The following is a 23,808-nucleotide window of genomic DNA, read 5'->3' on the forward strand; positions in this document are numbered from 1 at the left end:
GAGCGGAATTTGACCGACTTCGCATAATCGGTCGACTTCCAAGGGGGGGTCCCACCGTTTTACGGCACTTTTTTGAAGTGCTGGTTCAGTTGTATCCAGCCCCTTCCAGAGTGACGCCTCGATACGGAGGCGCTGTATTGCCTGGGCCATTCCTTTGTGACCGCACAGGCGCATCGTTTAACGACCCTGGCGGCTTGCCGCAAAGGAATTAGAGCTCGATGAACAAGATTGCAGTTTTCGCCACCGGCGTTCTGGCTTTCGTATGCGTACAATTTGCCGTTGCTCAGACTCCGACGGCGAGTCCAACGGTACCGGCCGAGAGCTTTCTCGGCGAGCAGTTCTGCTTCGATATTGATTTCAACAACAGCGGCGCGCCCGGCTACGGGCCCTACCTGCGCCTCGAGCTGGCCGACGGCCTGACGCTCGATTCGGCCGACATCTTCGGTGGCGGCACGCTGAGCTACGTCGGCGATTTTCCGCCTGCGCCCGGCAACCAGCTCACCGATCCGGTAATCGACCAGCCGGTTACCGGCACCCCCGGCGCCGCGCTTTACGTGCTCGAATACCCGGTCGGCTCGGTCGTCGACGGCGGGCCTGATCTGCCCGCCGAGCTGTGCGGGACCATCGATCCCGACGCCATCCTGGGCGATCCGCTCGACATCAACATCACCCCGGTGTACGAATTCGGCGACACGCCGACCGGCGACAACGGCCCGATCATCGGCAGCCCGATCAACGATCCGGTCACGCCCACGGTCATGCGATTTACCAAGACCGACACCGCGCCGGAGAGCGAGCGCACCCCCGGTCCGAGCTGGCCCTACAGCTACAACCTCACCGTTGATATCGCCAATCAGGCGACCATCAACCCGCTGGTGATCAGCGATGAACTGCCGGCCGACTTCCAGTTCAACGGCAACGTCACCATTACCGGCGGTACAAGCTGCAGCGTCACCACCCAGCCATCGACCAGCACGCCGGGTGGCAGCCTCGAGGTGACCTGCAGCGGCAACACGGTCGGTACCGGTGCCGACGATGACGTCGTCGTCAGCTATGAGGGTCATATAGTCGACATTCTCGACGAAACCGTGTGCACCACTGCGCCGGTGATCAACGGCGCCGCAGCCAGCGGCACTTATCAGCCCACTTCCGGCCCCGCCATCGTGCTGCCTCCGGCCAATGACCAGACCACCGTCACCGCCCGCCATCTGGCGGTGCAGAAATCGGTTTCTCCGGCCGCAGCGATGCCCGGACAGAGCCTGAGCTACACGCTGAACTTCCAGGTGACCGACTTCGGCGATGCCGACAGCCTGATCGTGACCGACCTCCTGCCCGACGGCATCGACTTCGTCGCACACGCCAGCCTCGTGGTCGGCGGCTCGCCGGTCACCATCACACCCAGCGTGACCGTCAACCCCGATTCCACCACCACCATCGTCTACGACATCGGCGCGGCCGCCGGCACGCTCTTGGCCGGCACGGCCGTGACCCTGAGCTATGACGCCCAGGTCCGCAATGACTACCAGGGCAGCGGCTCGCCCGTGCTGGCCTCGGATTCGCTGACCAACCAGGTGGATGCCGACTACAGCCTGACCCAGGGCGCCAGCGCCTGCAGCGACGGCAGCGGCGCCACCGTGATCATCGCGCCCATTGCAGTGAACAAGGAAATCGTCAATCCGCAGCCTGCATATCTCCCGGGCGAGAACATCGTCTTCCGGCTGACCCTCGACATTCCCGCCGGCAGCACCAGTGATATCCGCTTCGAGGATTTCCTGCCGCTGCCGGTAATCGACGTGACCGATATCGACACGAGCTTCCCCGGCGCCAACCTCGCCTACGGCCCGGGCGATACTGCCAGCCTGACGCCGGATGCCATCACCGTCAACGCCGCGCAGAACGCGCTGATCATCGACTGGCCGGACGTGTCGAGTCCGACCGCACAGACCATTCAGGTCGACCTGACGGCCCCGATTACCGATGATCCGTTTGCCGACGGCCTTTTTCTGACCAATATCCTGCTGGCCAGCACCAACAACACCCCGGGTGAGGCAGCCACCGGGACCGGCCCGGTGCACTTCCAGGTTGGCGCCCCCGATATGGTCATCACCAAAGGCGTGTCGGCCACCGACGGCAACGGCACGATCAGTCCCGGGCCGGGCAACGAGCCGGAGGACGGTCACATCAGTGGCGTCGATGCCCATGACAACATCACCTTCGTCATCACCGCCGAAAATCAGGGCGGTGCCCCGGCTTATGACGTGACCATTACCGATGCCTTCCCGGCGGATCTGACCGGCTGCAGCGTCACCGGCGTGACCGACGGCTCAGGCAGCGCGCTGGGCTACAGCGGTACGCTGGCCGGCGGCCTGCTGCTCGACGATCCGCTCGCGGCCAACGACGGCTCACCCGGCGCGCCATACGGTGCCGACACTGCGCTGGTAACCGTGGACTGTCAGGTGGCGGCCGACATCGCACCCATGACCAGTATCACCAACACCGCCGAGCTGGATTTTTCCAGCCAGAGCGGGGCTACCACGTTCCCGACCCGGCGCGACTCCACTACGGTCGAGAGCGCCAATATCGCTCAGCAGAAGTACTTTGTCGCCTCCTCCGAGCCGGGCACTTCCGATATCAGCAATCCGCCGCGCGCAACCATCGGCGAGATCGTGCGCTACCGCCTGGCTGTGCGCATTCCGGAAGGCCAGATCGCGCAGATGAGCCTGGAAGACAATCTGCCCTCGGGCCTGACCTTTCTTGATGACGGTACGGCGACAGCCGCATTCATCAGCGCCAGCGGTTCGGACCTGACCTCGAGCACCGTGGCCGTGCCCAACCTGACCGGTACGGCGGCCGATCCAGGCACCGTTGCCAGCAGCGCGATCACCTTCGCGCTGCCCGCAGGCGCCATCTCCGGCGGCTCGTTCGGCAACGGCGATAATCCACGCTTTGCCTTCGGCGATGTCACCAACGCCAACAGCGACAACAACGACGCCTGGCTGGTGGTCGAATTCAATGCCCTGGTCAACAACTCGAGCTCGGGGAACAACACCGCCGGCGCCAACCGCAGCAACAATTTCACCACCTTCAGCGCCGGCAATCCACTCGCCGGCAACTCCAACAACGCCACCGTCCGCATCGCCGAGCCTGCGATTGGCGTGACCAAGTCCGCCTCGCCGGGCACCGGGCAGGCCGGCGACACCATCAGCTTCACCTTGGACGTCACTGCCGCCGCGGGCGCCAATCGCAGCGACGCCTACGATGTCCACATCACCGACAGCCTGCCGGCGGGTCTGACCAATCTGACGATTGCCAGCATCACGCCCTCAGGCGGCTGCAGCGGTGTGACCGACAACACGGTCGGCGACAATCTCGACATCACGGTCGATACCATGCCGCCGGGCTGCCAACTCCAGATCAGCTTCGATGCAACGCTCGAAATCGGCGTCGCCCCGGGCACCAGCATCGTCAACAATGCCCAGGCCAGCTGGACCAGTCTGCCGGCCACCAGCGGCACGGCCCCCAACCCGACCGGCTCGACCACGCCGGGCGCGCCGGGCAGCGACACCGGCGAGCGCGACGGCTCGGGCGGCGGCATGAACAACTACGTTGCCGACGACTCGGCCACCGTCACCATCGATTCGGTCGTTGTCTCCAAGGTCATCAGCGCAACGTCAGAGCCGGCCACCGGCAGCGGCGAGCATCGGCCGGGCATCGACGACCTGGCCATCGGCGAGTCTGCGACCTTCGATATCACCGTCACCATTCCCCACGGCACCACCCCGCAGGTGGGCGTGACCGATACCGTGCCTTGGACCAACGGCCTCATGCGCCTGGATTCGGCCAGCGTCATTGCCACTGGCGCCAACCTGGCGCCCGCCAACCCGAACCCGGCGGCGGTCATCAGCGACGCGCAGCTTGGCGACGGCATTGACGACACCGCGCAGTTTGATTTCGGCCAGGTGGTCAACAGCGGCAGCGGCGCCCTGGGCCCTGACGACCAGGTCGTCATTCAGGTGACCGCCACCCTGATCGACGACGCCGCCGCCAACGTCAACGGCGACGAGCTGAGCAACAACGTGCTGGTGCAGTTCGGCCCCGGCCTGGACGCCTCGGCCAGCGCGCCCATGGACGTGGTCGAGCCGCAGCTGACCATCGGCAAGTCCGGCGACATCACCGGGGGCGAGGCCGGCGATGTGGTGACCTATACCGTTACCCTCCAGCACGCGGCCGGATCGACGGCGGATGCCCACGATGTGGTCTTCGACGATCCCCTGCCGGCCAAGCTGGCGCTCGTTCCCGGCAGCCTGCAGGTCATCAGCGGGACAGGTTTCGATGTCGACAACAGCAGCGGCAACACGATTTCGCTTGGCTGGACTGATTTCGCGCGCGGTGCCGAGGTGGTGCTCGAGTATCAGGCCCGGCTCACCGTCGACGTGCAGCCTCAGGAAGAGCTGATCAATACCGCCACGCTGGCGTGGGATTCCATCGCCGGGCCCAGCGATGACCAGCGCCAATACAGCGCCCAGAACGATCACACCATCACGGTTACTCAGCCGGGTATGGACAAGGTCATTGTCGCCACCAGCGAGCCAAGCACCGGCAGCGGCCAGTTCGGCCCGGAACAAGACCTGACCATCGGTGAGGAAGTCACCTACCACTTTACCGCGACCTTCCCGCAGGGCACCACCGACGGCGTGGTCATTACCGATCAGCTGCCGACCGGCTCGAGCACCCTGGCGGTGGTTTCCTCGCGAGTCATCAGCGTTGGCGCCAACCTTTCCGGTACCTCGCTGCCGGCCGTCGGCGCTGCCGGCGTACACAGCGATACCAACAGCGACGGTCACAACGACCGCGTGCGCTGGCAGCTGGACACCGTCGTTAATGATCCCGCCGGCCCGAGCGTTGGCGATGATGAAATCACCTTCGAGGTGGTCGCCGTCGTGGTCGACGTGCCCGCCAACCAGAGCGGGATCACCAACCAGCTCAACCGCGCCACCTTCGAGACCGCCAGCAGCGATCCCATCAGCGGCAGCGTCGGCGTGGATCTAGTCGCGCCGGATCTGAATCTGACCAAGAGCATTGTCGACCCGGCCGACGGCTACGTCGAAGCCGGCAACACCGTGACCGTGCGCCTGGATATCGAGCATGCATCCGGTTCCACCGCCGATGTCTTCAACCTGGAAATTACCGACAGCCTGCCGGCCGGCCTGATCTGGGGCGGCGACGGCAGCGTGGGCGGAACTTGCGCCAGCCAGGCTGTCGACTCGAGCGGCAACCCGAACATCTTCTTTACCATTCCCGAGCTCGAACTGGCGACCGGCAGCTGCTACATCACCTATCAAGTCAACGTCGATCAGAGTGTCGAGGCCGGTACCGATCTGACCAACTCCGCGGCGCTGGAATACTTCACGCTGCCCGACGAAAACGCCGACCACAATCGCCCCGGCGACAGCGCCGATAACGCGCACGTCACCGTCAAGGGGCCGGGCCTGACCAAGACCGCGCAAGGCTCGGGCATGATGAGCATCATGTCCGGCGGCGGCATCATGGCGCTGCCCGACGTGTCGATTGGCGAGACCGTTACTTACAGTCTGGTGATCGAATTCCCGGAAGGGGTGACCACCGACGCGGTGCTTGTCGACGCCCTGCCGGCCAGCGCGGCTGATGGCTACATGCAGGCCATCGGTGCCTCGGTCGTGAGCATTGGCGGCAATCTGTCGACCACCGGCCCGAGCACCCCGGTCATCACCGACGCCAACAGTGACGGCATCGACGACACCGTCACCTTCGATTTTGGTGATGTGACGAACACCATCGACGGTGTCTCCGACGCCAACGACCGCCTGACCGTACAGATCGTGGCGCTGGTCGTCGACAACCCGGCCAACACTGATGGCGTGACGCTGACCAACCTGGCCGAGCTGACCTATGGCATCGGTGGCTCAATGACTGACGATGCCGAGGTCTACGTGATCGAGCCGGATGTGGGCTTGAGCAAGTCCATGGGCCCGGTCAGCAACGGCGGGGTGCGCATCGAGCTCACCCTGGAAAATACCGGGAATGCCACGGCCTACAACCTGATTGTCGAAGACGTGTTTGACCAGGCCGACTGGAACGTCGCCGCTTTTGCGCCGGCGACCGTGCCTTCGGGCTACACCCTGGTGATTGATAACGACACTCCGGCGGTCGGGCAGCACACCGTCAGCTTTGCCAGCAGCGGCGGCCAGGGCCTTGCGGCCGGCAGCAGCGTAACGGCCAGCTTTGACATGCCGCTGGCCGTGTTGCCGCCTGACCCCAATCCGATCAGCAACACCGCCGACCTGGTCGGCGGCGACAGCCTGCCGCCCAAGAACGGCTCGCCGCGCGATGAAGCGCGCGATCTGCCGCCGGTCAGCGACAGCGACCAGATCGGCCTGCCCGACCTGGCTCTGAGCAAGACCGCGAGCCTGCAGGTTGATGCCGACGGTTCCGGCGATGTGTCACCGGGCGACACGCTGCGCTACACCCTGACGCTGGACAACACCGGCGCGGCGCCGGCCACCAACATCGTCATCGACGACGTGCCCGACGCCAACAGCGCGCTGGTGTCCGGCAGCGTGACCACCAGCACCGGCACGGTGACCATCGGCAATACCGCCGGCGACAGTACTGTTCAGGTCACCATCGCCAGCCTGGCGGCGAACGATACGGCCATCATCGAATACGACACGGTGATCGACTCGCCGCTTCCGGCGGGCGTGACCGAGGTTGAAAACCAGGCCGTTGCCGACAGCGATGAACTGCCACCCGTGCCCAGCGACGATCCCGGCGAGCCCGGCCCGGACGATCCCACCCGCGTGCCGGTCAACGCTGCACCCGACCTGAGCATCGTCAAGGACGACGGGGTCGCCGCTACCGCCCCCGGCGCCACCTTGGCCTACACGCTGAACTACGCCAACAACGGCAACCAGGACGCCACCGGCGTGGAAATCACCGAGACGGTACCGGCCAACACCAGCTTCAATGCCGGAGCAAGCGATCCGGCCTGGAGCTGCGCCGGCACCGCGCCGGGCAGCAGCTGCACCCTGGTGGTGGGCAACCTCGCCGCCGGTGATTCGGCCAGCGTGGTCTTTGCCGTCGATGTCGACTCGCCCCTGCATGCCGGTGTGAGCGAAATTCTCAACGCGGTGCTGATCGAAGACGACGGCAGCAACGGCCCGGATCCGACGCCGAACGACAACCAGGACGACGAGACCACGCCGATCGACGCCGCACCCGATCTGACTCTGAGCAAGAGCGACGGCGGCGCGACGACCGTGCCCGGCGGCAGCGTGACCTACACGCTGGACTATGAAAACATCGGCAGCCAGGACGCCACCGGCGTCGAGATCACCGAGACCGTGCCGGCCAACTCCAGCTTCGATGCCGGCGCCAGCACGGGCGGCTGGAGCTGCGTGCCCGACGCCAGCGCCGGCAGCACCTGCACGCTGGCCATCGGCGCGCTGGCTGCGGGCGATTCCGGCAGCGCGGCCTTTGCCGTGATCGTCGATGACCCGGTCGACGCAAGCGTGACCTCGATCTATAACGTTGCCCGCGTCGACGACGACGGCAACAACGGTTCTGATCCGACCCCGGGCAACAACGCAGACGACGAGACCACGCCGCTGACCGTCACGCCGCAGCTGGCCGTCGACAAGGTCTTGACCGACGCGCCCGACCCGATCGAGCCGGGAAGCGTGCTCACCTATACGGTCACCGCGCTCAACACCGGTAACGTCACGTTGCAAAATGTGATTGTCAGTGACCCGATGATCACGCCGACCGGCGGCACGACGCCGTGCGCCAGCGTGGCACCGGGCGGCACCTGCACGCTGATCGGCACCTATACGGCCACCCAGGCCGACGTCGACACCGGCGAAATCGTCAATACCGCCACGGCCGGCAGCGATCAGACGCCCGACGAAGACGACACGGTGACCACGCCGATCGCGCAGAACCCGGGCATCGGCCTGGTCAAGCAGATCACCTCGGCCGGTGCGCCGTATGGCGAAGGTGACACCATCAGCTACGAGTTGATTGCCACCAATACCGGCAACGTCACGCTCGCCAACGTGCAGATTGTCGACAACGACGTCGCCATCACTTCGTGCACGCCAGCGCAGCCGACCAGCCTGGCCCCCGGCGATGACCTGATCTGCCTGGCCGAGCATACGATCAGCCAGGCCGATCTGGACGCCGGCACGCCGTTCACCAATACGGCCACGGTTTCGGGCGACGACCCGGACGGCAACCCGGTTTCCGATGACGATTCGGCCGATGCGCCGCTGGACACTCAGGCCGGCATCGTGCTCGACAAGGCGGTTACCTCGGCCGGTGCGCCCTATGGCGAAGGTGACACCATCAGCTACGAGCTGATGGCCACCAACACCGGCACGGTGACCCTGGCCAACGTCGAGATCTCCGATCCTGATGCGGTCATCACCGGCTGCACGCCGGCCCAGCCGGCCACGCTGGCGCCGAGCGACACACTCACCTGTCAGGCCGAGCATGTGGTGACTCAGGCGGATCTGGATGCCGGCACGCCGTTTACCAACACGGCCACGGCTTCGGGTGACGACCCGAGCGGCAACCCCGTATCCGATGATGATTCGGCCGACGTGCCACTCGACACCGACGTTGGCATCGTGCTCGACAAGACCGTCACCTCGACCGGCGCGCCCTATGGCGAGGGCGACACCATCGCCTACGAGCTGGTGGCTACCAACACCGGCACGCTGACCCTGGCCGATGTCGAGATCAGCGATCCCGCCGCCACCATCACCGGCTGCATGCCATCGCAGCCGGCCACGCTGGCGCCGCAGGAAACGCTGACCTGTCAGGCCGAGTACCTGGTCACGCAGGCCGATCTTGACGCCGGTACGCCGTTTACCAATACGGCCACCGCAAGCGGCGACGATCCGGACGGCAACCCGGTGGAAGACGATGATTCCGTCGATGCACCGCTGGAAGACGATTCCGCCCTGACGCTGGTCAAATCGGTGACCTCCAGCGGCGCGCCCTACGGCGAGGGTGACACCATCACCTGGGAGCTGGTAGCCACCAACAGCGGCAGCCGTACCCTGGCCAACGTCGAGATCAGCGATCCCGACGCCAGCATCACCGGCTGCATGCCATCGCAGCCGGCCACGCTGGCGCCGGCCGAGACGCTGACCTGTCAGGCCGAGCATGTGGTGACCCAGGCGGATCTGGACGCCGGCACGCCGTTTACCAACACGGCCACGGCCACGGGCAGTGATCCCGACGACAACCCGGTGGAAGATGACGATTCTGCCGATGCGCCGCTGGATACCGACAGCGGCCTCCGGCTGGAGAAAACCATCACCTCCAGCGGTGAGCCGTACGCCCAGGATGACACCATCAGCTACCAGCTGACGGCCACAAACACCGGCGTAGTGACGCTGGCCAATGTCGAGATCAGCGACCCCGATGCGGTCATTACCGCCTGCACGCCGGCCCAGCCGACCACGCTGGCACCGGGTGCCACGCTGGTTTGCGAGGCCGAGCATGTGATCACCAAGGCCGATCTCGACGCCGGCAGCCCGTTTACCAACACGGCCACGGCGACCGGTGATGATCCCGACGGCAACCCGCTGGAAGACGAGGACTCGGCCGACGCGCCGCTCAACGACGAATCCAGCATTGTGCTGGTCAAGTCGGTGAGCACCACCGGGCCCTACGATCCGGGCGATACGGTGACCTACACGTTTGAAGTCACCAACACCGGCGGCTATCCGCTGGAAAATGTCGTCGTCGACGACCCCATGCTCGGCGGCGCCATCAGCTGTACGCCGGATGCGCTGGCGCCGGGTGAATCGGCTGCCTGTGGGCCGGTTGACTACATCCTCACCGCCAGCGATCAGGCGAGTGGCCAGGTGGAAAACGTTGCCACGGTCTCCGGCGAAGACGACGACGGCAATGTGGTCGGCGACGATGACAGCGTGATCGTGACCACCACACCGCCGATCCCGGTGCCGGCAAGCTCGCTGTGGATGCTGCTGCTGCTGATTGCCTCGATGGCAGGTCTGGGCCTGTGGGCCGGCCCGTTCCAGCGCAGTTGATGCCTCGGCAGACGCACTGAAAGACGCCGCCCGCGCCCGGACTCCGGGCGCGGGTTTTTTTAGCGCGGCAACAACGCCTGAGGCCACAACCAGCGACGAACCCAAAGGCAGCCAAAGCCGCCCGCTGATCGCAGCAGCCGGCCGCAGCGGACACAAGCTCTTCTATACTGTTCGGGATTTCAGATTCAGAAACCGGAGATATATTCAATGCATATGTCGCGCGTGATCCTGGGCTGCCTTTTGTTCGTGGCCACCGTATTGCTGTTCACTGCAGCGAACGCAGAGTTTTTGCAGACTCGTACCGAATTCTCGGAAACGGCTGACCGCGAAGCTGACACTCTGGTGCTGCTCGTGCCCGAAGGGCAGGAGGCAGTGCGACGGCCCGACTGGGATGAGCGCACAGCAAGCCAGGTCGCGCGCGCGCTTGCCGCAGCCGATTTTGAAGGCGAAAAAGAGCAACGAGTGGAAATCCTGGCGCCGGCCGAGCTGAATGCAAACCGGATCATCCTGGTTGGCGTTGGCAATCCGGCGGAGCTCGAGCGTCATGCCGCCGAATTGATCGGCGCGAACCTGGCAGGCCATATCAATACCGGCTCGGCGCAGCGTATCGAGGTGAATGCCTCACTGATCACGGATGATGCGCTCAATGTCGAGATCTCGACCGCCATCGCCCACGGCATGGATCTGCGCAACTATCGTTTTGATCGTCATTTCAGTGACCCCGAGCCGCGTCCATCGCAGCACTATCACTTCACGGTGCGCGCGCAGTCGCAGGCCGAGCAGCAATACGCGCAGCTGCGCGCCCTGGCCGAGGGGGTCTTCCATGCCCGCGAGCTGACCAACCTGCCCGGCAGTGATGGCCACCCGGCCGCCTTCGCCGAGTACGCGCGCGAGGTGCTCGAGCCGCTGGGGGTAAAAGTGACCATTCTGCGTCCGGAGCAGGTTCTTAAAGCGGGTATGGGCTCGCTCTACGGCGTCAGCCAGGGCAGCCAGCACAAGGCCCACCTGGTGGTTGCCCACTGGGAAGGCAGTGACGACCAGCCCGTCGCCCTGGTCGGCAAGGGCAACACCTTTGACACCGGGGGCTACAACCTGAAAACCAATTCCGCGTCGATTCTGCGCATGCAGACGGATAAAGCGGGTGCGGCGGCGGTGATGGGTGCCATTGCTGCCCTGGCGGCCCAGCAGGCGGCAGTCAACGTGGTCGGCGTGATGCCCCTGTCGCAGAACTCGATTTCGTCAGAAGCACAGCTGCCCGGTGATGTCGTGACTGCCGGCGATGGCACCACCATCGAGGTTGCCAATACGGACGCCGAAGGCCGCCTGATCCTCGCCGACGGTATCTGGTATGCGCGCGAGCACTTCAACCCGCGTGCCATCGTTGATATCGCCACGCTGACCGGCTCCAAGGTGCGTGCCCTCGGCACCGACTATGCCGCCGTGTTCAGCGAACACGAGGATCTGCTCGAGAGCGTGCGCAAATCCGGGGAGTTGACCGGCGAGCGCGTGTGGCAACTGCCGCTCGGCCCCTATGAGGGCATTATCGACAGTCGTATAGCAGATATCCGCAATACCGGTTCGCCCGGCGCTCAGGCCGGCGCCATTTTCCTGCAGCACTTCGCGGCTGACACACCCTGGCTGCATATCGACATGGCCGGCGACGCCCTCGTTGACAGCCCCAGCGGCATCCACCCCAAAGGCGCCACCGGTTACGGAACCAGACTGCTGACTGAATGGGTCAAGCTGTTTGCTGGCCAGTGAGGTTGGTCAGTAACAGGCAGGCTGTATTTTATTGACCTGGCACGAATGTCATCTACATTCGTGCCAGGTTGATACTGAATTCTCGAAGGGCGCTTATACTTCCTCTACGCCTCTACCTCCTCTCGGGATATGAAACTCATGCCTGAAATTTTTCGTCCACGCCTGCCTGCCTTCTTCTTTCTGCCGTACATCCTGCTTGCCAGCTTGACCGTGAATGCCGCTGAGCTGGAGGTCGACGTGCAGCAGAAAGTTCTGGCCAACGGCGTCACCGTGTTGGTCTGGGAGCGGGAATCTGCCGGACGCGTGGGTGCGCGTAGCTTCTACCGGGTGGACATTGCCGCGGAGCGGCCGGGAACAGTCGGCCTGGTGCATATGCTGGAGCACCACTTGTTCAAGGGTGACCACATCGCGGGAACCAAGGACTGGGATGCAGAGCGCGATATCGCCGCGCGGGTGGAACACCTGGCGCGGCAGGTTACCGATGAGGAGAATCGCCAGCGCGACTGTCTCCTGCAGCGCAGCGTGTTTGCGGAGCTGGAGAACGATTGCGACTCGCAGGCATTGGAGAGTCTGCGCGGTGAACTGGCCGCTGCCGCGGCGGCGCAGAATGAGCTCGCCGTGGTCGAATGGTACTTTGGCGCGGTACAGGCCGCCGGCGGCACGGGCACCACGGCCTCCACCGGGCGCGACTGGATGAAGTTCGACGTCGACTTGCCGGCCAACAAGCTCGAATTCTTCCTGTGGGCCGAGCGCTCGCGCGTGGAGAACCCGGTGTTTCGTCACTTCGAGCCCGAGAAGGAAGTGGTGGTCGACCAGATCCGGCGCTACGACAACAGCCCGGACGGCAAATTCAACCGGGTGCTGCGTTCCATGACCTACGACGCCCACCCCTACGGCTGGGCGCACTGGTTCAGCGACCTCACCCAGGCGACGCGCGAGGATCACTGGGAGATCTTCTACAAATACTTCATCCCGCAGAACTTGGTTCTGGTCGTGGTCGGTGAGGTCGAGGCACAGGAGGTTTTCGACCTGGCCGAGGCCTACTTCGGCAGCTGGCAGCCCGCACGCCCTTCGCCTCGCCTGCGCACGGTGGAACCCGAAAGCATCGGCCAGAAGCGTCTAACCGTAACCGCGGCCGCGGGACCGGCGGTTGCCATCAACGTGCCGATGCCGGCGGTCGGCCATGCGGACGCGGCGGCGTTCGATCTGTTGGCCGAGCTGCTCGGAGGGCCGCGCGGACGCCTGAGCGCCGCCCTGGTGGACGAAGCACGCCTGGCGACCAGCGCCTCCGCGTCGGCGTGGACATCCAAGTACCCCTCGCATTTCTCGATGCAGGTCAAGGCGCGCGACAATGCCCAGCTCGACGCGGTGGAATCCGGTATCAATGCCGTGCTCGGCGACATTGCGGAAGGCAAGGTCGAGGCTGCAGAGCTCGCGGCAGCGGCGCAGCGGCTCACCCTGTCGTTGACGCAAAGCCTCGAGGAGATCGGAAGCAGTGCGGTCACCATCGGTGCCATGGAAACCATCTATCACTGGGAGCACCTGAACGCCATGCCCGACCTCTGGGCCGCCGTCAGCGTCAAAGACCTGCAGGCGGTAGCAAAGCGCTACTTTTCGCCCGAGCGCCAGATCGTCGGCCACCTCAGACGGGAAATCGCGGAGACACTCGCCGCAAACGACACCGACGCGGGCATGACCCTCGCAAGTCTCGACCGCGTCAGACCCGGGCAGTGGCCGGTTGGCGGCCCCGTGGGCGAATTCTTCCTGGCCGAAGTCGACGGGGAGGGCACGCCGCCTGTGCAGCGCGGCCAGGCCGCACGGGAACGCGAAACCTACCGCCAGCAGGGCCTGGTCGGTCTTGACGATGCCCAGCCAGCACAGGCATCGGGCTCGGGCGTGCGCCGGGCCTCGACCGGCGCCGCCAGTGCCACCGCCGCCACCGCCACAGCGGCGGGATCCGCCCCGCGCGAGATCGCCAAGCCCATCGCGATTGCCGAGCAGCCCTGGTATGTCCCGCCCTTCATGGCCGAACGGCGTGCGGCGCGTTTCACCGAGAGTGCCCCCACGCGCGACTATCGCGACCTCGACTACCCCGATGCCCCCTTCCACTTCCCCGAGGCCGCGGACTACCGCCTGGATCTGGAGAACGGACTGTCTGCCTTCATCGTGCCGGAGCCCCTGCTGCCCCAGGTCCGGGTTACAGCGCTGATCGATGCACCGAGCGTGGCCGACCCTGCAGGCAAGGAAGGGCTCGGCGCGCTGCTGGCCCAACTGCTGCGCCAGGGTGGCGGTGATGACAAGTCCATTGAGCAGGCGCTCGAGGCGATGGGTGCCGACCTGACGATCGAACACGACCGGCGCGGCACGCGCCTGGACGCCGTCGCACCTGCGGAACGGGCGGAGGAGCTGGTCGACCTGGTGGCGCGTATGGTGGCCGCGCCGGCGCTAGAGGCCGCCTTCGAGGACGAGCGTGAGCGCCTGGCACTTGCCGCGGAGCAGGCCGCCGATGACGCCTTGTATGCAACACGCGCCCTGTTCGACGCCACTCTTTACGGCGAAAACCACCCCCTTGGGGCGCGCCAGACCGGCGAGTCCCTGCGCGCAATCCGTCTGGAAGATGTGGTCGCCCACCACGCCCGACACTACACCGCCGACACCCTTGCGCTGGTTATCTCGGGCGCCGTGACCCGTGACCACATGCGTCGCGCGCTTGCATCACAGACTGCGCTGCAGGCGCTGTCGGAGAAACCTTCCGCCGCCTCACTCGCATTCGCCACGCCGACGGCACCGAAAGGCCTGCAGGTAGAGACTCTCGATCTGCCGACGCGTCAGGCCCAGGTGATGCTGGGGCATCTCGGTATCGAGGGGTTGCCCGAGGATCACGCGGCGCTGGAAGTCATGCACCACATCCTGGCAGGCGGTGGCTTCGCCTCGCGCATGATGGGGCTGCTGCGCGCCGAACGCGGCATTACCTCCGCGCTGTACGGCGAGATCGAGCCGGGTCGCGGTGCGCCGAATCCCTACCTCTGGCGCTTTGGTGGCCGTCCGGAGACACTCGGCGAAGGAATCGGGCTGGCCCTGGAGCAGATTCGCCGGCTGCGCGATGACGGCGTTACCGTGCAAGAGTTCGAGGCTGCGCGCACGACCTTCATCGACGGACTCATTCCCGCCTCCTACGACACGGCGCACAAGGTCGGCCTGCGTCTTGCCCACCGGGAGCTGTTCGGGCACTACGCCTACCAGTCACCCCACTATCTGAACTACTACGCCGGGGATGCCGACCAGGTCGCTGCGCTGCGGGCACTGACGCTCGAGGACGTTAACGCCGCGGCGCGCAAGTATCTGCATCCGGAAAACCTGATCATCACGGTGTCGGGACAGGTGGACGTGGTGCGCGAGCATACGCCCGAATCCGTGCGTGAACGCCTCGGCTGGTCCTCTCCCTGAGATTGGTGGCGCGCCGGAACAAAGTGGAAAGGGTCCGTCCCGTCCATGTCTGTCGCGGCGCGTCCCGTGACCGACAAGCGCATGGGTTCCTCAGTCCTGTGCAATGCAGAGATGAGCCTGAAGAGGCGTCATCACCGAGCGTTGCCGGGCGTCTGGATGGCAGAATGCTGCCATGACTACCGTCAACGACACGATTTGCGCCATCGCCACGCCGCCCGGGCGCGGTGGCGTTGGCGTGGTTCGCCTGTCCGGGCCGGATAGCCGCGCGATTGCCCGGAAATTGTGCGGCGAGCTGCCGCCCGCCCGGCAGGCCGCGCTTCGGACCTTCCGCGACAATCAGGGCGAAACCCTGGATTCCGGGCTCGTGCTGGTCTTTCCCGGACCCGGCTCGTTTACCGGAGAGGACGTCGTCGAGCTGCAGGGCCACGGCTCACCCGTGGTGCTGGAAATGATGGTTGCGGCCTGTGTTGACTTCGGCGCCCGCCGCGCAGCGCCCGGCGAGTTCAGCCAGCGCGCTTTTCTCAATGATCGCATGGACCTCGCCCAGGCCGAGGCCGTGGCCGATCTGATCGCGGCTGCCACTGATACTGCCGCGCGCGCCGCTCATCGCAGCCTGGAAGGCGCGTTCTCCGAAGAGGTCGACGAACTCGCCGAAGCCCTGGTCGAGCTGCGGGTCTGGGTCGAGGCGGCGCTGGACTTTCCTGACGAGGAAATCGACTTTCTCGCCGAAGGCCAGGTGGCCGAGCGAGTGGCCGGGCTACGCTCCCGCCAGGAAACGCTGCTTCAGCGCGCCGGCACCGGGCGGCTGCTGACCAGCGGCGTTCGCATTGCCATTGTCGGTCGGCCCAACGCCGGCAAGTCGAGCCTGCTCAATGCGCTCAGCCGCCATGATGCTGCCATCGTGACCGAAGTGCCGGGCACCACCCGCGACGTGTTGCGCGAAACCATTACCATCGCCGGTCTGGCGGTGACCCTGGCCGACACCGCCGGCATCCGCGAGACCGTCGACCGGGTGGAGTCCGAAGGCGTGCGCCGCGCCGAGCGCGAGATGCAAGCTGCCGACCTGGTGTTCTGGGTGGTCGACGCCACCGAAGGCGAAGCACATCCGCTGCCGGGCCTGCCTGAAGGCGTGCCGCTGATCCGCATCGACAACAAGATCGACCTGGTGGGGGCCAGACCATCGCGGGACGGTCGTCACGTGCGCGTGTCGGCCGTCACCGGCGAGGGGCTGGAACTGCTGGAGCAGGTGGTCATCGAAGAGCTCGGCCTCGACGACGCCGGCGGCGGAGAATACTCTGCCCGCCAGCGCCATGTCGACGCCATCAGCCGGGCCGGAGAACACCTTCGCCGCGGCCAGGCCGAGCTGGCGGCCAGCCAGTCGGGCGAGCTGTTGGCCGAAGAGCTGCGCCTGGCGGCCGACTCTCTGGGCGAGGTCACCGGTCGCATGAGCTCCGACGAACTGCTCGGCCGCATCTTCTCGAGTTTCTGCATCGGCAAGTAAATGCGGCGTTTGCTGATTGCGGCAATCGCAGCCTATACTCGAAAACGTCAACCGAACTGCAGGAGGATGGCGTCAATGCAAACGATTCGACAGATTATCTCGACAAAGGGCGATCAGATTTGGTCGGTTGCCGTGGAAGACACCGTCTATGACGCCATTCGCCTGATGGCCTCGCGCAGCATCGGCGCCATGCTGGTGATGAACGGTGAGGAATTGCACGGCATCATCTCCGAGCGTGACTACGCTCGCAAGGTCATCCTCGAAGGGCGCTCGTCGCGCGAGACGCGGGTGGGCGAGATCTGCTCGAGCCCCGCGATCACCATTTCTCCTCGGGCTACCGCTGAAGAGGGTCTGGCCCTGATGACGCGCAAGCGCATCCGCCATCTGCCCGTCGTCGAAAAGGGGCAGTTGCTGGGCGTGATCTCCATCGGTGACCTGGTCAACGCCGTGCTCGGCGACCAGCAGCAGCTGATCGAGCAGCTCGAGCGCTACGTCACCGGCTGACGCCTGTCAGGCACCCGGCCAGCTGCATGCTGCTCGATATCCAACAAGCCGCAGCTGTTGCCAGCGCCCTCGGGCTTGACGAACACGGCCTGCGCGTCGCGTCGGCGCCCGGCGGCGACATTGCCGAATCCGCTGTGCTGCAGGCGGCCGATGCGACGGTCTTTGTAAAGACCCTGCCGCTGGAGCGGGCCGGCCTGCTCTCGGCCGAGGCCGACGGCCTGGAGGCGCTGGCTGAAGCCGGCGAGGTTCGGGTACCGAAATTCATCCGCCGCGGCACGCTGGGTAACCATGCCTGGCTGGCGCTGGAATATCTTGCAATGGAGCAGCCAGGCGATCGTGCCGACCAGCGACTGGGGCGCCAGCTCGCGGCCCTGCACCGTCACGGCGCCGAGGCCTTCGGCTGGCACCGCAGCAACTACATCGGACTGACTCCGCAGAGCAACACGCGGGTCGATGACTGGACGGCGTTTTTCGCAGATCGCCGCCTGGCCCCGCAGTTCGACCGGCTGCACCGCCATCTGCCCGGTCAGGGCTGGAGCCGTCGCCAAAAAGACATCACTGCCGCCTGGCGCGAAGTTTCCGACGGACACAGGCCGCAGCCGTCGCTGATCCACGGCGACCTGTGGCGCGGCAATGTCGCGGCCCTGCCGGAGGGCACGCCGGTCATCTTCGACCCCTCGATTCATTACGCTGACCGCGAATGCGATCTGGCCATGGCGCATCTGTTTGGTGGCTTCGGCGAGGCCTTCTACCGGGCCTACGAACAAGCCTGGCCGCTGCCGCCGGGCTTCGAGACCCGCCGGCTGTTCTATCAGCTCTACCACATGCTCAACCACGCCAATCTGTTCGGCGGGCATTACGTCGAGGCCTCGGTGCAGCTCTGCCGACGAATCCGACAGCCGCCGGACGAGCCCGCCGCCGCTTGTTAAACTGGTTACATCAGAAACCAATTCCGGAGTGCGTAATGGGACTTCTCGTTGATGGGCAGTGGCACGACCAGTGGTACGACACCAAGTCGACCGGCGGGCGCTTCGAGCGCGACCAGGCTGTTTTTCGTAACTGGATTACCGCCGACGGCGCACCCGGACCGCAGGGCAAGGGCGGCTTCAAGGCCGAGCCTGATCGCTATCATCTCTACGTCGCCTACGCCTGCCCGTGGGCCAATCGAGCGCTTATTTTCCGCAAGCTCAAGGGCCTCGAGCAGATGATTTCCGTCTCGGCGGTCAATCCGCTGATGCGCGACAAGGGCTGGACCTTCGAGGATGGCTACAAGGTGCACCCCGATCCGATCCACGGCGCCCAATACCTGCACCAGGTCTATACCGCAGCCAAAAGCGACTACACCGGCCGCGTGACGGTGCCGCTGCTGTGGGACAAACAGCAAAACACCATCGTCAGCAACGAATCGGCAGATATCATCCGCATGTTCAACCAGGCCTTCGACCAGGTCGGTGCGAAACCGGGCGACTACTATCCTGAAGCGCTGCGCGAAGATATCGACGCGATCAATGCAATCGTCTACGACAACGTCAACAACGGCGTCTACAAGGCCGGTTTTGCCACCAGCCAGCAGGCCTACGAAGAGGCCGTAATCCCATTGTTCGAAACCCTGGACGAACTCGAGGCCCGGCTCGACGAGAATCGCTACCTGTGCGGCTCACGCCTGACCGAAGCCGACTGGCGGCTGTTCACCACGCTGGTGCGCTTTGATGCTGTTTATGTCGGTCACTTCAAGTGCAACATCCGGCGCATCGACGACTACCACAACCTGTCGAACTATCTCAGAGAGCTCTACCAGATGCCGGGGATTGCAGAAACGGTGGAATTCGAGGCCATCAAGCTGCACTACTACGGCAGCCACGACACCATCAATCCGAACCGCATCGTGCCGCTGGGGCCAGCGCTGGACTTTCATCGGGCGCACGATCGCGCGCGTCTGCCGGCTGATTGATTGCCCTGATCTCATGCTGCCTGCCGGCGGCCGACAGTCGGTCGGTTGCGCGCCGCGAGCCGCCCACCTGCGTGGCCAGACGGCGGCGCCCGGCCGGACGGGTTGACATCAGTGCCTGCACCAGCAGCGGCACCACGATCAGGGTGGTGCCCACCCAGAACCACAGGTCCGGCACTTCGGCAAACAGCAGCCAGCCGATCACGAAAGCCCAGACGATTCCGGTGTACTCGGAGGCCGTGACCTGATTGGCGTCCACATGGCGATAGGCCAGGATCACGGTCATGTTGTAGCCGAGAATGAACAGCGCCGAACCAAACGCCGCCCCCAGCGAGGAATAATCCAGCGGCGCGCCCTCGATGAAGGCCAGCACCGTCGCTGCGGGCAGGGCAAACAGGTAGTTCAGCAGCAGGCTGTGCACCACGGTCTGTTTTTGTGGGAGCTTGCGCACCAGCAGCGCGTTAATCGCCAGCGCCACGGCCAGTCCCAGCGCCGTGAAGCCGGCCGTCGTCATTTCGGTCGGGCGCAGAATGATCAGCACGCCGAGCAGGCCGCCGACCACGGCGACCACGCTGCTGCGGTTGAGTCGCTCGCCGAAGAAGAGCACGCCCATGATCATCACCAGCACCGGCGCGGCATAGAAAATGGCGTTGGCGGTGGCCAGCGGCAGGGCGCCCAGGGCGACGACCATGCACAGGATGCCGCCCAGGCCGACGTGCGAGCGCAGCAGATGAACGCGCGTTCCGCCCCAGAAATTCTTCCAGTCGACCTGCCCCAGAAAAGGCACCAGCAGCAGCACCGTGAACACGAAGCGCACCGCCACAAATTGAAATATGGCCAGGTCGCCGCTGGCCCACTTGATCAGCGTATCGGAGAAGATCGCCAGCAGATTGCCGACGACCAGCAGAAAGATCGCGCTGTTGACGGTGCGTCCGGACATCGCTTTCGCCTTCGAATACGGTTGAGTGACAGTGTCGCGAGCCTGTCATTGTGGAAGCGCACCGTCATTATGTAAAATGATCAATGCTCATCCCCCATGAAAAAATTAAATAACAGCCTGGCGGGATGCCGGAATCAGATGATTCGCAAGGTGATGGCTTTCAGCACGGCTCGCGTGCGGTCACCGGTGTTGAGCTTGTCGAGAATGTCGGAAACGTAGTTTTTAACCGTACCTTCGGCCAGGTGGATGGAGCGGGCGATTTCACGATTGGAGTAGCCGCCGGCGATGAGGCGCAGAATTTCGACTTCCCGACCGGAAAAGGTGTCCGCCGGCGGCGAATCATCGCGGTAGGGGTAGCGCTCGGCCACCCCCGTGGTATCGATCGGCTGCAGCCGGCGCTTGCCCTGCAGGATGGCGGCGATCAGCCCGGCGAGGTCTTCGGGCGAGATGTCCTTGAGCGCAAAACCCTGCGCGCCGGCATCCACGGCGGCCAGCATCAGCTCGCTGTCGTCGAAAGTGGTCAGCAACAGTACCGGCGGCGCGTTTTCCCGGTGCTTCAGGCGTCGGCACAGCTCGATGCCGTCGACGCCCGGCATGCGGATATCGGATACGATCAGGTCGACCGTGTCGTGATCCAGCGCCTCAAGCAGGGGCGCGCCGGATGCGGCTTCGACGGCGACGGTCACGCCCGGCAGGTCGTTAAGCACGGACTTAAGACCCTCGCGAATCAGGGCCTGATCGTCGGCCAGCGCGATGCGGATGGGCATCAGTGCAGCTCCAGGGGCAGGGTGGCAGTCAGTTTCAGACCGCCGGAATCCGACTGCGAGATTGCCAGCGATCCGTCCAGCTCGGCCAGGCGCTCGTGCATGCCGGTCAGGCCGTGGCCTGGCCGGACCTTGCCGTTGACGCGCCCGTCGTCTTCGACGGTGAGAATCAGGTCATCGGACTCGCGCCGAAGCTGCACGCCCAGCGTTTCGGCCGGGCCGTGGCGCGCGGCGTTGGTCAGCGCCTCCTGGACCACCCGCAGCAGCGCCTCGGCCTGGTCGGCCCGCGGTACGCGCGCGGTTTGGTCCAGGCGCAGCTTCAGCTTCGGCCGCGGAAAGGGCCGAGCCAGTTCGTGCAGGCTCGACGCCAGCTCGATGCCCTCGCTCTGGCGCAGGTGCTTGACTACCGAGCGCAGGTCCTGCAGCAGCTCGTCAGCCAGGCTGGTCGCCCGCTCCACTTCCATGGCGGCCGCGGCGTCGTCAAGCCGCTGCGTCAGCCCGCGCAGGTTGAGCTTGAGGGCGGTGAGCTTGTGTCCGGCCACGTCGTGGAGCTCGCGCGACAGGCGCAGACGCTCCTGGTCGCGGGCTGTCTCGCTCAATAGCGAGCGCGTGGCCAGCAGGCGCGCGTTGACCGACCGGAGATCCTCGGCCATGTCCTCGGCGCGGATGGCATAGCGCATCACCAGCACGGCAAACATCTGGAAACCGATAAAGCTCAGCAGGGAGAAGCCGGCGTCGGCCGGACCGATTTTCCAGCCAAGGATCAGGATGCCGGCAAAGACAAGATTGATCGCCACCAGGGCGGCTGCCAGCATCGGCGTGCGCAATCGCTGCGCGAACTGGGTCACCAGCAGGATCATCAGGATGGGCGTCGCACCCGAGGGCACGAACCACAGAATGATGAAGGTCAGGCCCGTGAGCGCGATCAGAAAGAGGTCGAATATCCGCCGGCCGACAAGCTCGTCGAGCAGACAGCCCAGCCAGGCGACAAGAAAAAGCAGCAGCAGCCCGTCGACCCACCAGTTCATGTCGCGCCAGCCGAACACACCGGTGACCGTCAGCCAGACCGCCGCCCAGGCGGCATACGAGGCCCAGGCCAGCGGATTGGTCAGCAGCTCGTGCGCGCCGTCTTTCCACAATTGCTTCATGCCCCCTGTATAACGGTGCCGGGCGGCGACGACAACTGTCAAAGCGCAAGTCATGACTTTCGGCACCTGGTGTACCCCGCACCGGTCATGACCGGTGCGGGGCTTTCCGTCCGCCGTTCGACTGGCGCTTTCAGCGCATCCGAATGCTGATTTCGGCACCGTTCTCGCCGACTTCGAATGCGGCTTCTTCGAACGTGGCCTCGCGCATGACCTGCGGATTGTTGCTGAAGCCGTAGCCTTCGACCGGGACGCCGCTGGGGCCTACATCGAGCCTGCCGTTGTCATTTTCATCGTGCATGACCTTGATCGCATAGATGCCCGGGGCCAGGTCGGTAAAGGAGACGGCTTCCTCGCTGCCCGAGGGCTTGCGCGAGGCTGCGGCCGCGAAGTCGCTTTTGCCTTCCCAGGCTTGTTGCGAGTCGGCGACGCCGATATGCAGGGTGCCGCGGGTGTTGTCGATGTTGGAAAGGTTGACCGTCAGGTCGGCAGCGTGCGCGGCCGAGCAAGTGATCAGGGCGGAAACGATCAGTCCTTTGCAGATAGCTTTCATGTGTTTGCTCCGTTAAGTGAGTGGATGCCGGCAGGTAAGTCAGTGGGTGCCGGCAGGATTCATTCTCGGAGCCACGCGGCATCGCGACAGGTGCCATTTGTCATCGAATCGTCGGCCGAAAGTCATCTTTCACCGATGCCGGGTTAATATCAGCGCTGATGCATCAAGATTGACCATGAGCGAATTGAATAATGCGCCTGCCCCCGCTCAGGGCCCTCCCGGTCTTCGAGGCCGTGGCCCGAACGCTGAGTTTTTCCGCTGCCGCCGTGGAGCTGCACGTCACCCAGTCGGCGGTTTCGCACCAGATTCGCCAGCTCGAGGATGATCTCGGTGAGACCCTGTTCGACCGAGGCGGTCGCCGCGTGGCGCTGACCGAGCAGGGCGAGCGCTATCTGGAGTCCATTGGCCCTGCACTGGCGCAGATCGAGCGCGCCAGCCAGCAGCTGCGCGGCGTGGAGGATTCGCGCATTCGCCTTGCCGTGCCCAGTTCATTTGCCGTTGGCTGGCTGATTCCACGCCTGCCGCATGTGCAGCGCCAGCACCCCGAGCTGGATCTGGACCTGGAAATGGTTGCCGACATGCCGCTGATGTCCGAGCGGCTGGCGGATTGCTTCATCACGTTTCGCTTCAATCAGCGCGGCTACCTGACCGAGCGTCTCTACGTCGAGCGCCTGTTCGCCGTGTGCTCGCGACAGTACTGGAACCGCATTCGAGAAGACCTCGACGAGGCTGGGCTGAGAAAGATCGGCAGCGGGCTGGATATGCGCCCGGAATGGTTTGCACGCTTTACGCTGCTTTCGGCCGCCAGCGTGTTCAATCGCCCGGGCGAGGACTGGCGACGCTGGTTTGCCACCGGCGACGCCGTGCTCCCCGACGAGGCCCACGTACAGCACTTTTCCCACATGCTGCTGGCCCACGAGGCCGCCCGTCACCACCAGGGAATTGCGCTGTCCAACGACTATATGCTCGACACCGCCACCGATCCGGATCTGGTTCGCCTGCCGGCGCACGAGCTTCGCACCGGCGATGAATTTCACTTTGCCTGCAAAACCGCGCGCGCCAATGAACCAGGCGTCCGCCACCTGCGCCAATGGCTGGTCAAGCAGGCTGAAGCCTCGGGCTGGGAGCGGGGCGACTGATCCGGTAGC

12 protein-coding genes are annotated in these 23,808 nt (G+C 65.0%); 8 read left to right on the top strand and 4 right to left on the bottom strand.

Annotated features, from left to right (window positions below; translation table 11 throughout):
* Window positions 1–218 precede the first annotated feature (218 nt).
* The 7 genes from ACEWQZ_RS05010 (at window position 219) to ACEWQZ_RS05040 (ending at window position 19,261) form a co-directional block, all read left to right on the top strand.
* Entirely contained in the window at window positions 219–10,097 is a 9,879-nt protein-coding gene (locus ACEWQZ_RS05010; RefSeq protein WP_476481971.1) for a DUF7507 domain-containing protein, read from the top strand.
* A 207-nt stretch (window positions 10,098–10,304) separates the two neighbouring features.
* Window positions 10,305–11,858: a leucyl aminopeptidase family protein gene (locus ACEWQZ_RS05015; RefSeq protein ID WP_476481972.1), complete on the top strand. Its 1,554-nt coding sequence runs from the start codon at window positions 10,305–10,307 to the stop codon at window positions 11,856–11,858.
* Window positions 11,859–11,996: 138 nt separating this feature from the next.
* Window positions 11,997–15,305, top strand: coding sequence for a M16 family metallopeptidase (locus tag ACEWQZ_RS05020; protein WP_476481973.1), 3,309 nt, complete (start codon window positions 11,997–11,999; stop codon window positions 15,303–15,305).
* 172 nt (window positions 15,306–15,477) lie between these two features.
* A complete protein-coding gene (gene mnmE / locus ACEWQZ_RS05025) occupies window positions 15,478–16,806 on the top strand; it encodes a tRNA uridine-5-carboxymethylaminomethyl(34) synthesis GTPase MnmE (protein WP_476481974.1) in 1,329 nt (442 codons plus the stop codon).
* Window positions 16,807–16,881: 75 nt separating this feature from the next.
* Complete coding sequence (locus ACEWQZ_RS05030; protein WP_476481975.1) at window positions 16,882–17,310, top strand: CBS domain-containing protein; 429 nt, start codon at window positions 16,882–16,884, stop codon at window positions 17,308–17,310.
* A gap of 26 nt (window positions 17,311–17,336) precedes the next feature.
* The gene (locus ACEWQZ_RS05035; protein ID WP_476481976.1) at window positions 17,337–18,239 is read left to right on the top strand and encodes a fructosamine kinase family protein; all 903 of its coding nucleotides are present in this window, start codon (window positions 17,337–17,339) and stop codon (window positions 18,237–18,239) included.
* Window positions 18,240–18,274: 35 nt separating this feature from the next.
* A complete protein-coding gene (locus ACEWQZ_RS05040) occupies window positions 18,275–19,261 on the top strand; it encodes a glutathione S-transferase family protein (RefSeq protein WP_476481977.1) in 987 nt (328 codons plus the stop codon).
* Here ACEWQZ_RS05040 and ACEWQZ_RS05045 read toward each other — a convergent pair.
* From ACEWQZ_RS05045 to ACEWQZ_RS05060, 4 genes are all read right to left on the bottom strand, one after another.
* Window positions 19,179–20,198, bottom strand: coding sequence for a DMT family transporter (locus ACEWQZ_RS05045; protein ID WP_476481978.1), 1,020 nt, complete (start codon window positions 20,196–20,198; stop codon window positions 19,179–19,181). The two genes, ACEWQZ_RS05040 and ACEWQZ_RS05045, sit on opposite strands and share 83 nt — an antisense overlap.
* 134 nt (window positions 20,199–20,332) lie before the next feature.
* A complete protein-coding gene (locus ACEWQZ_RS05050; protein WP_476481979.1) occupies window positions 20,333–20,965 on the bottom strand; it encodes a response regulator in 633 nt (210 codons plus the stop codon).
* On the bottom strand, window positions 20,965–22,110 hold the full coding sequence (locus ACEWQZ_RS05055) for a sensor histidine kinase (RefSeq protein WP_476481980.1): 1,146 nt from the start codon (window positions 22,108–22,110) through the stop codon (window positions 20,965–20,967). The genes ACEWQZ_RS05050 and ACEWQZ_RS05055 overlap by 1 nt, the downstream gene beginning before the upstream one ends.
* Window positions 22,111–22,240: 130 nt before the next feature.
* Window positions 22,241–22,660 carry a DUF2141 domain-containing protein gene (locus ACEWQZ_RS05060; protein WP_476481981.1) on the bottom strand — a complete coding sequence of 140 codons (420 nt, stop codon included), beginning with the start codon at window positions 22,658–22,660 and terminating at the stop codon, window positions 22,241–22,243.
* 191 nt (window positions 22,661–22,851) lie between these two features.
* Here ACEWQZ_RS05060 and ACEWQZ_RS05065 point away from each other — a divergent pair, with 191 nt between their 5' ends.
* Complete coding sequence (locus tag ACEWQZ_RS05065) at window positions 22,852–23,799, top strand: LysR family transcriptional regulator (protein WP_476481982.1); 948 nt, start codon at window positions 22,852–22,854, stop codon at window positions 23,797–23,799.
* Window positions 23,800–23,808 lie beyond the last annotated feature (9 nt).

Source organism: Wenzhouxiangella sp. YN1, from assembly GCF_056324145.1.

Coding starts and splice junctions, on each gene's coding strand:
- ACEWQZ_RS05010 (WP_476481971.1), top strand. CDS start 219: ATGAACAAGATTGCAGTTTTCGCCACCGGCGTTCTGGCTTTCGTATGC.
- ACEWQZ_RS05015 (WP_476481972.1), top strand. CDS start 10,305: ATGCATATGTCGCGCGTGATCCTGGGCTGCCTTTTGTTCGTGGCCACC.
- ACEWQZ_RS05020 (WP_476481973.1), top strand. CDS start 11,997: ATGCCTGAAATTTTTCGTCCACGCCTGCCTGCCTTCTTCTTTCTGCCG.
- mnmE (WP_476481974.1), top strand. CDS start 15,478: ATGACTACCGTCAACGACACGATTTGCGCCATCGCCACGCCGCCCGGG.
- ACEWQZ_RS05030 (WP_476481975.1), top strand. CDS start 16,882: ATGCAAACGATTCGACAGATTATCTCGACAAAGGGCGATCAGATTTGG.
- ACEWQZ_RS05035 (WP_476481976.1), top strand. CDS start 17,337: ATGCTGCTCGATATCCAACAAGCCGCAGCTGTTGCCAGCGCCCTCGGG.
- ACEWQZ_RS05040 (WP_476481977.1), top strand. CDS start 18,275: ATGGGACTTCTCGTTGATGGGCAGTGGCACGACCAGTGGTACGACACC.
- ACEWQZ_RS05045 (WP_476481978.1), bottom strand. CDS start 20,198: ATGTCCGGACGCACCGTCAACAGCGCGATCTTTCTGCTGGTCGTCGGC.
- ACEWQZ_RS05050 (WP_476481979.1), bottom strand. CDS start 20,965: ATGCCCATCCGCATCGCGCTGGCCGACGATCAGGCCCTGATTCGCGAG.
- ACEWQZ_RS05055 (WP_476481980.1), bottom strand. CDS start 22,110: ATGAAGCAATTGTGGAAAGACGGCGCGCACGAGCTGCTGACCAATCCG.
- ACEWQZ_RS05060 (WP_476481981.1), bottom strand. CDS start 22,660: ATGAAAGCTATCTGCAAAGGACTGATCGTTTCCGCCCTGATCACTTGC.
- ACEWQZ_RS05065 (WP_476481982.1), top strand. CDS start 22,852: ATGCGCCTGCCCCCGCTCAGGGCCCTCCCGGTCTTCGAGGCCGTGGCC.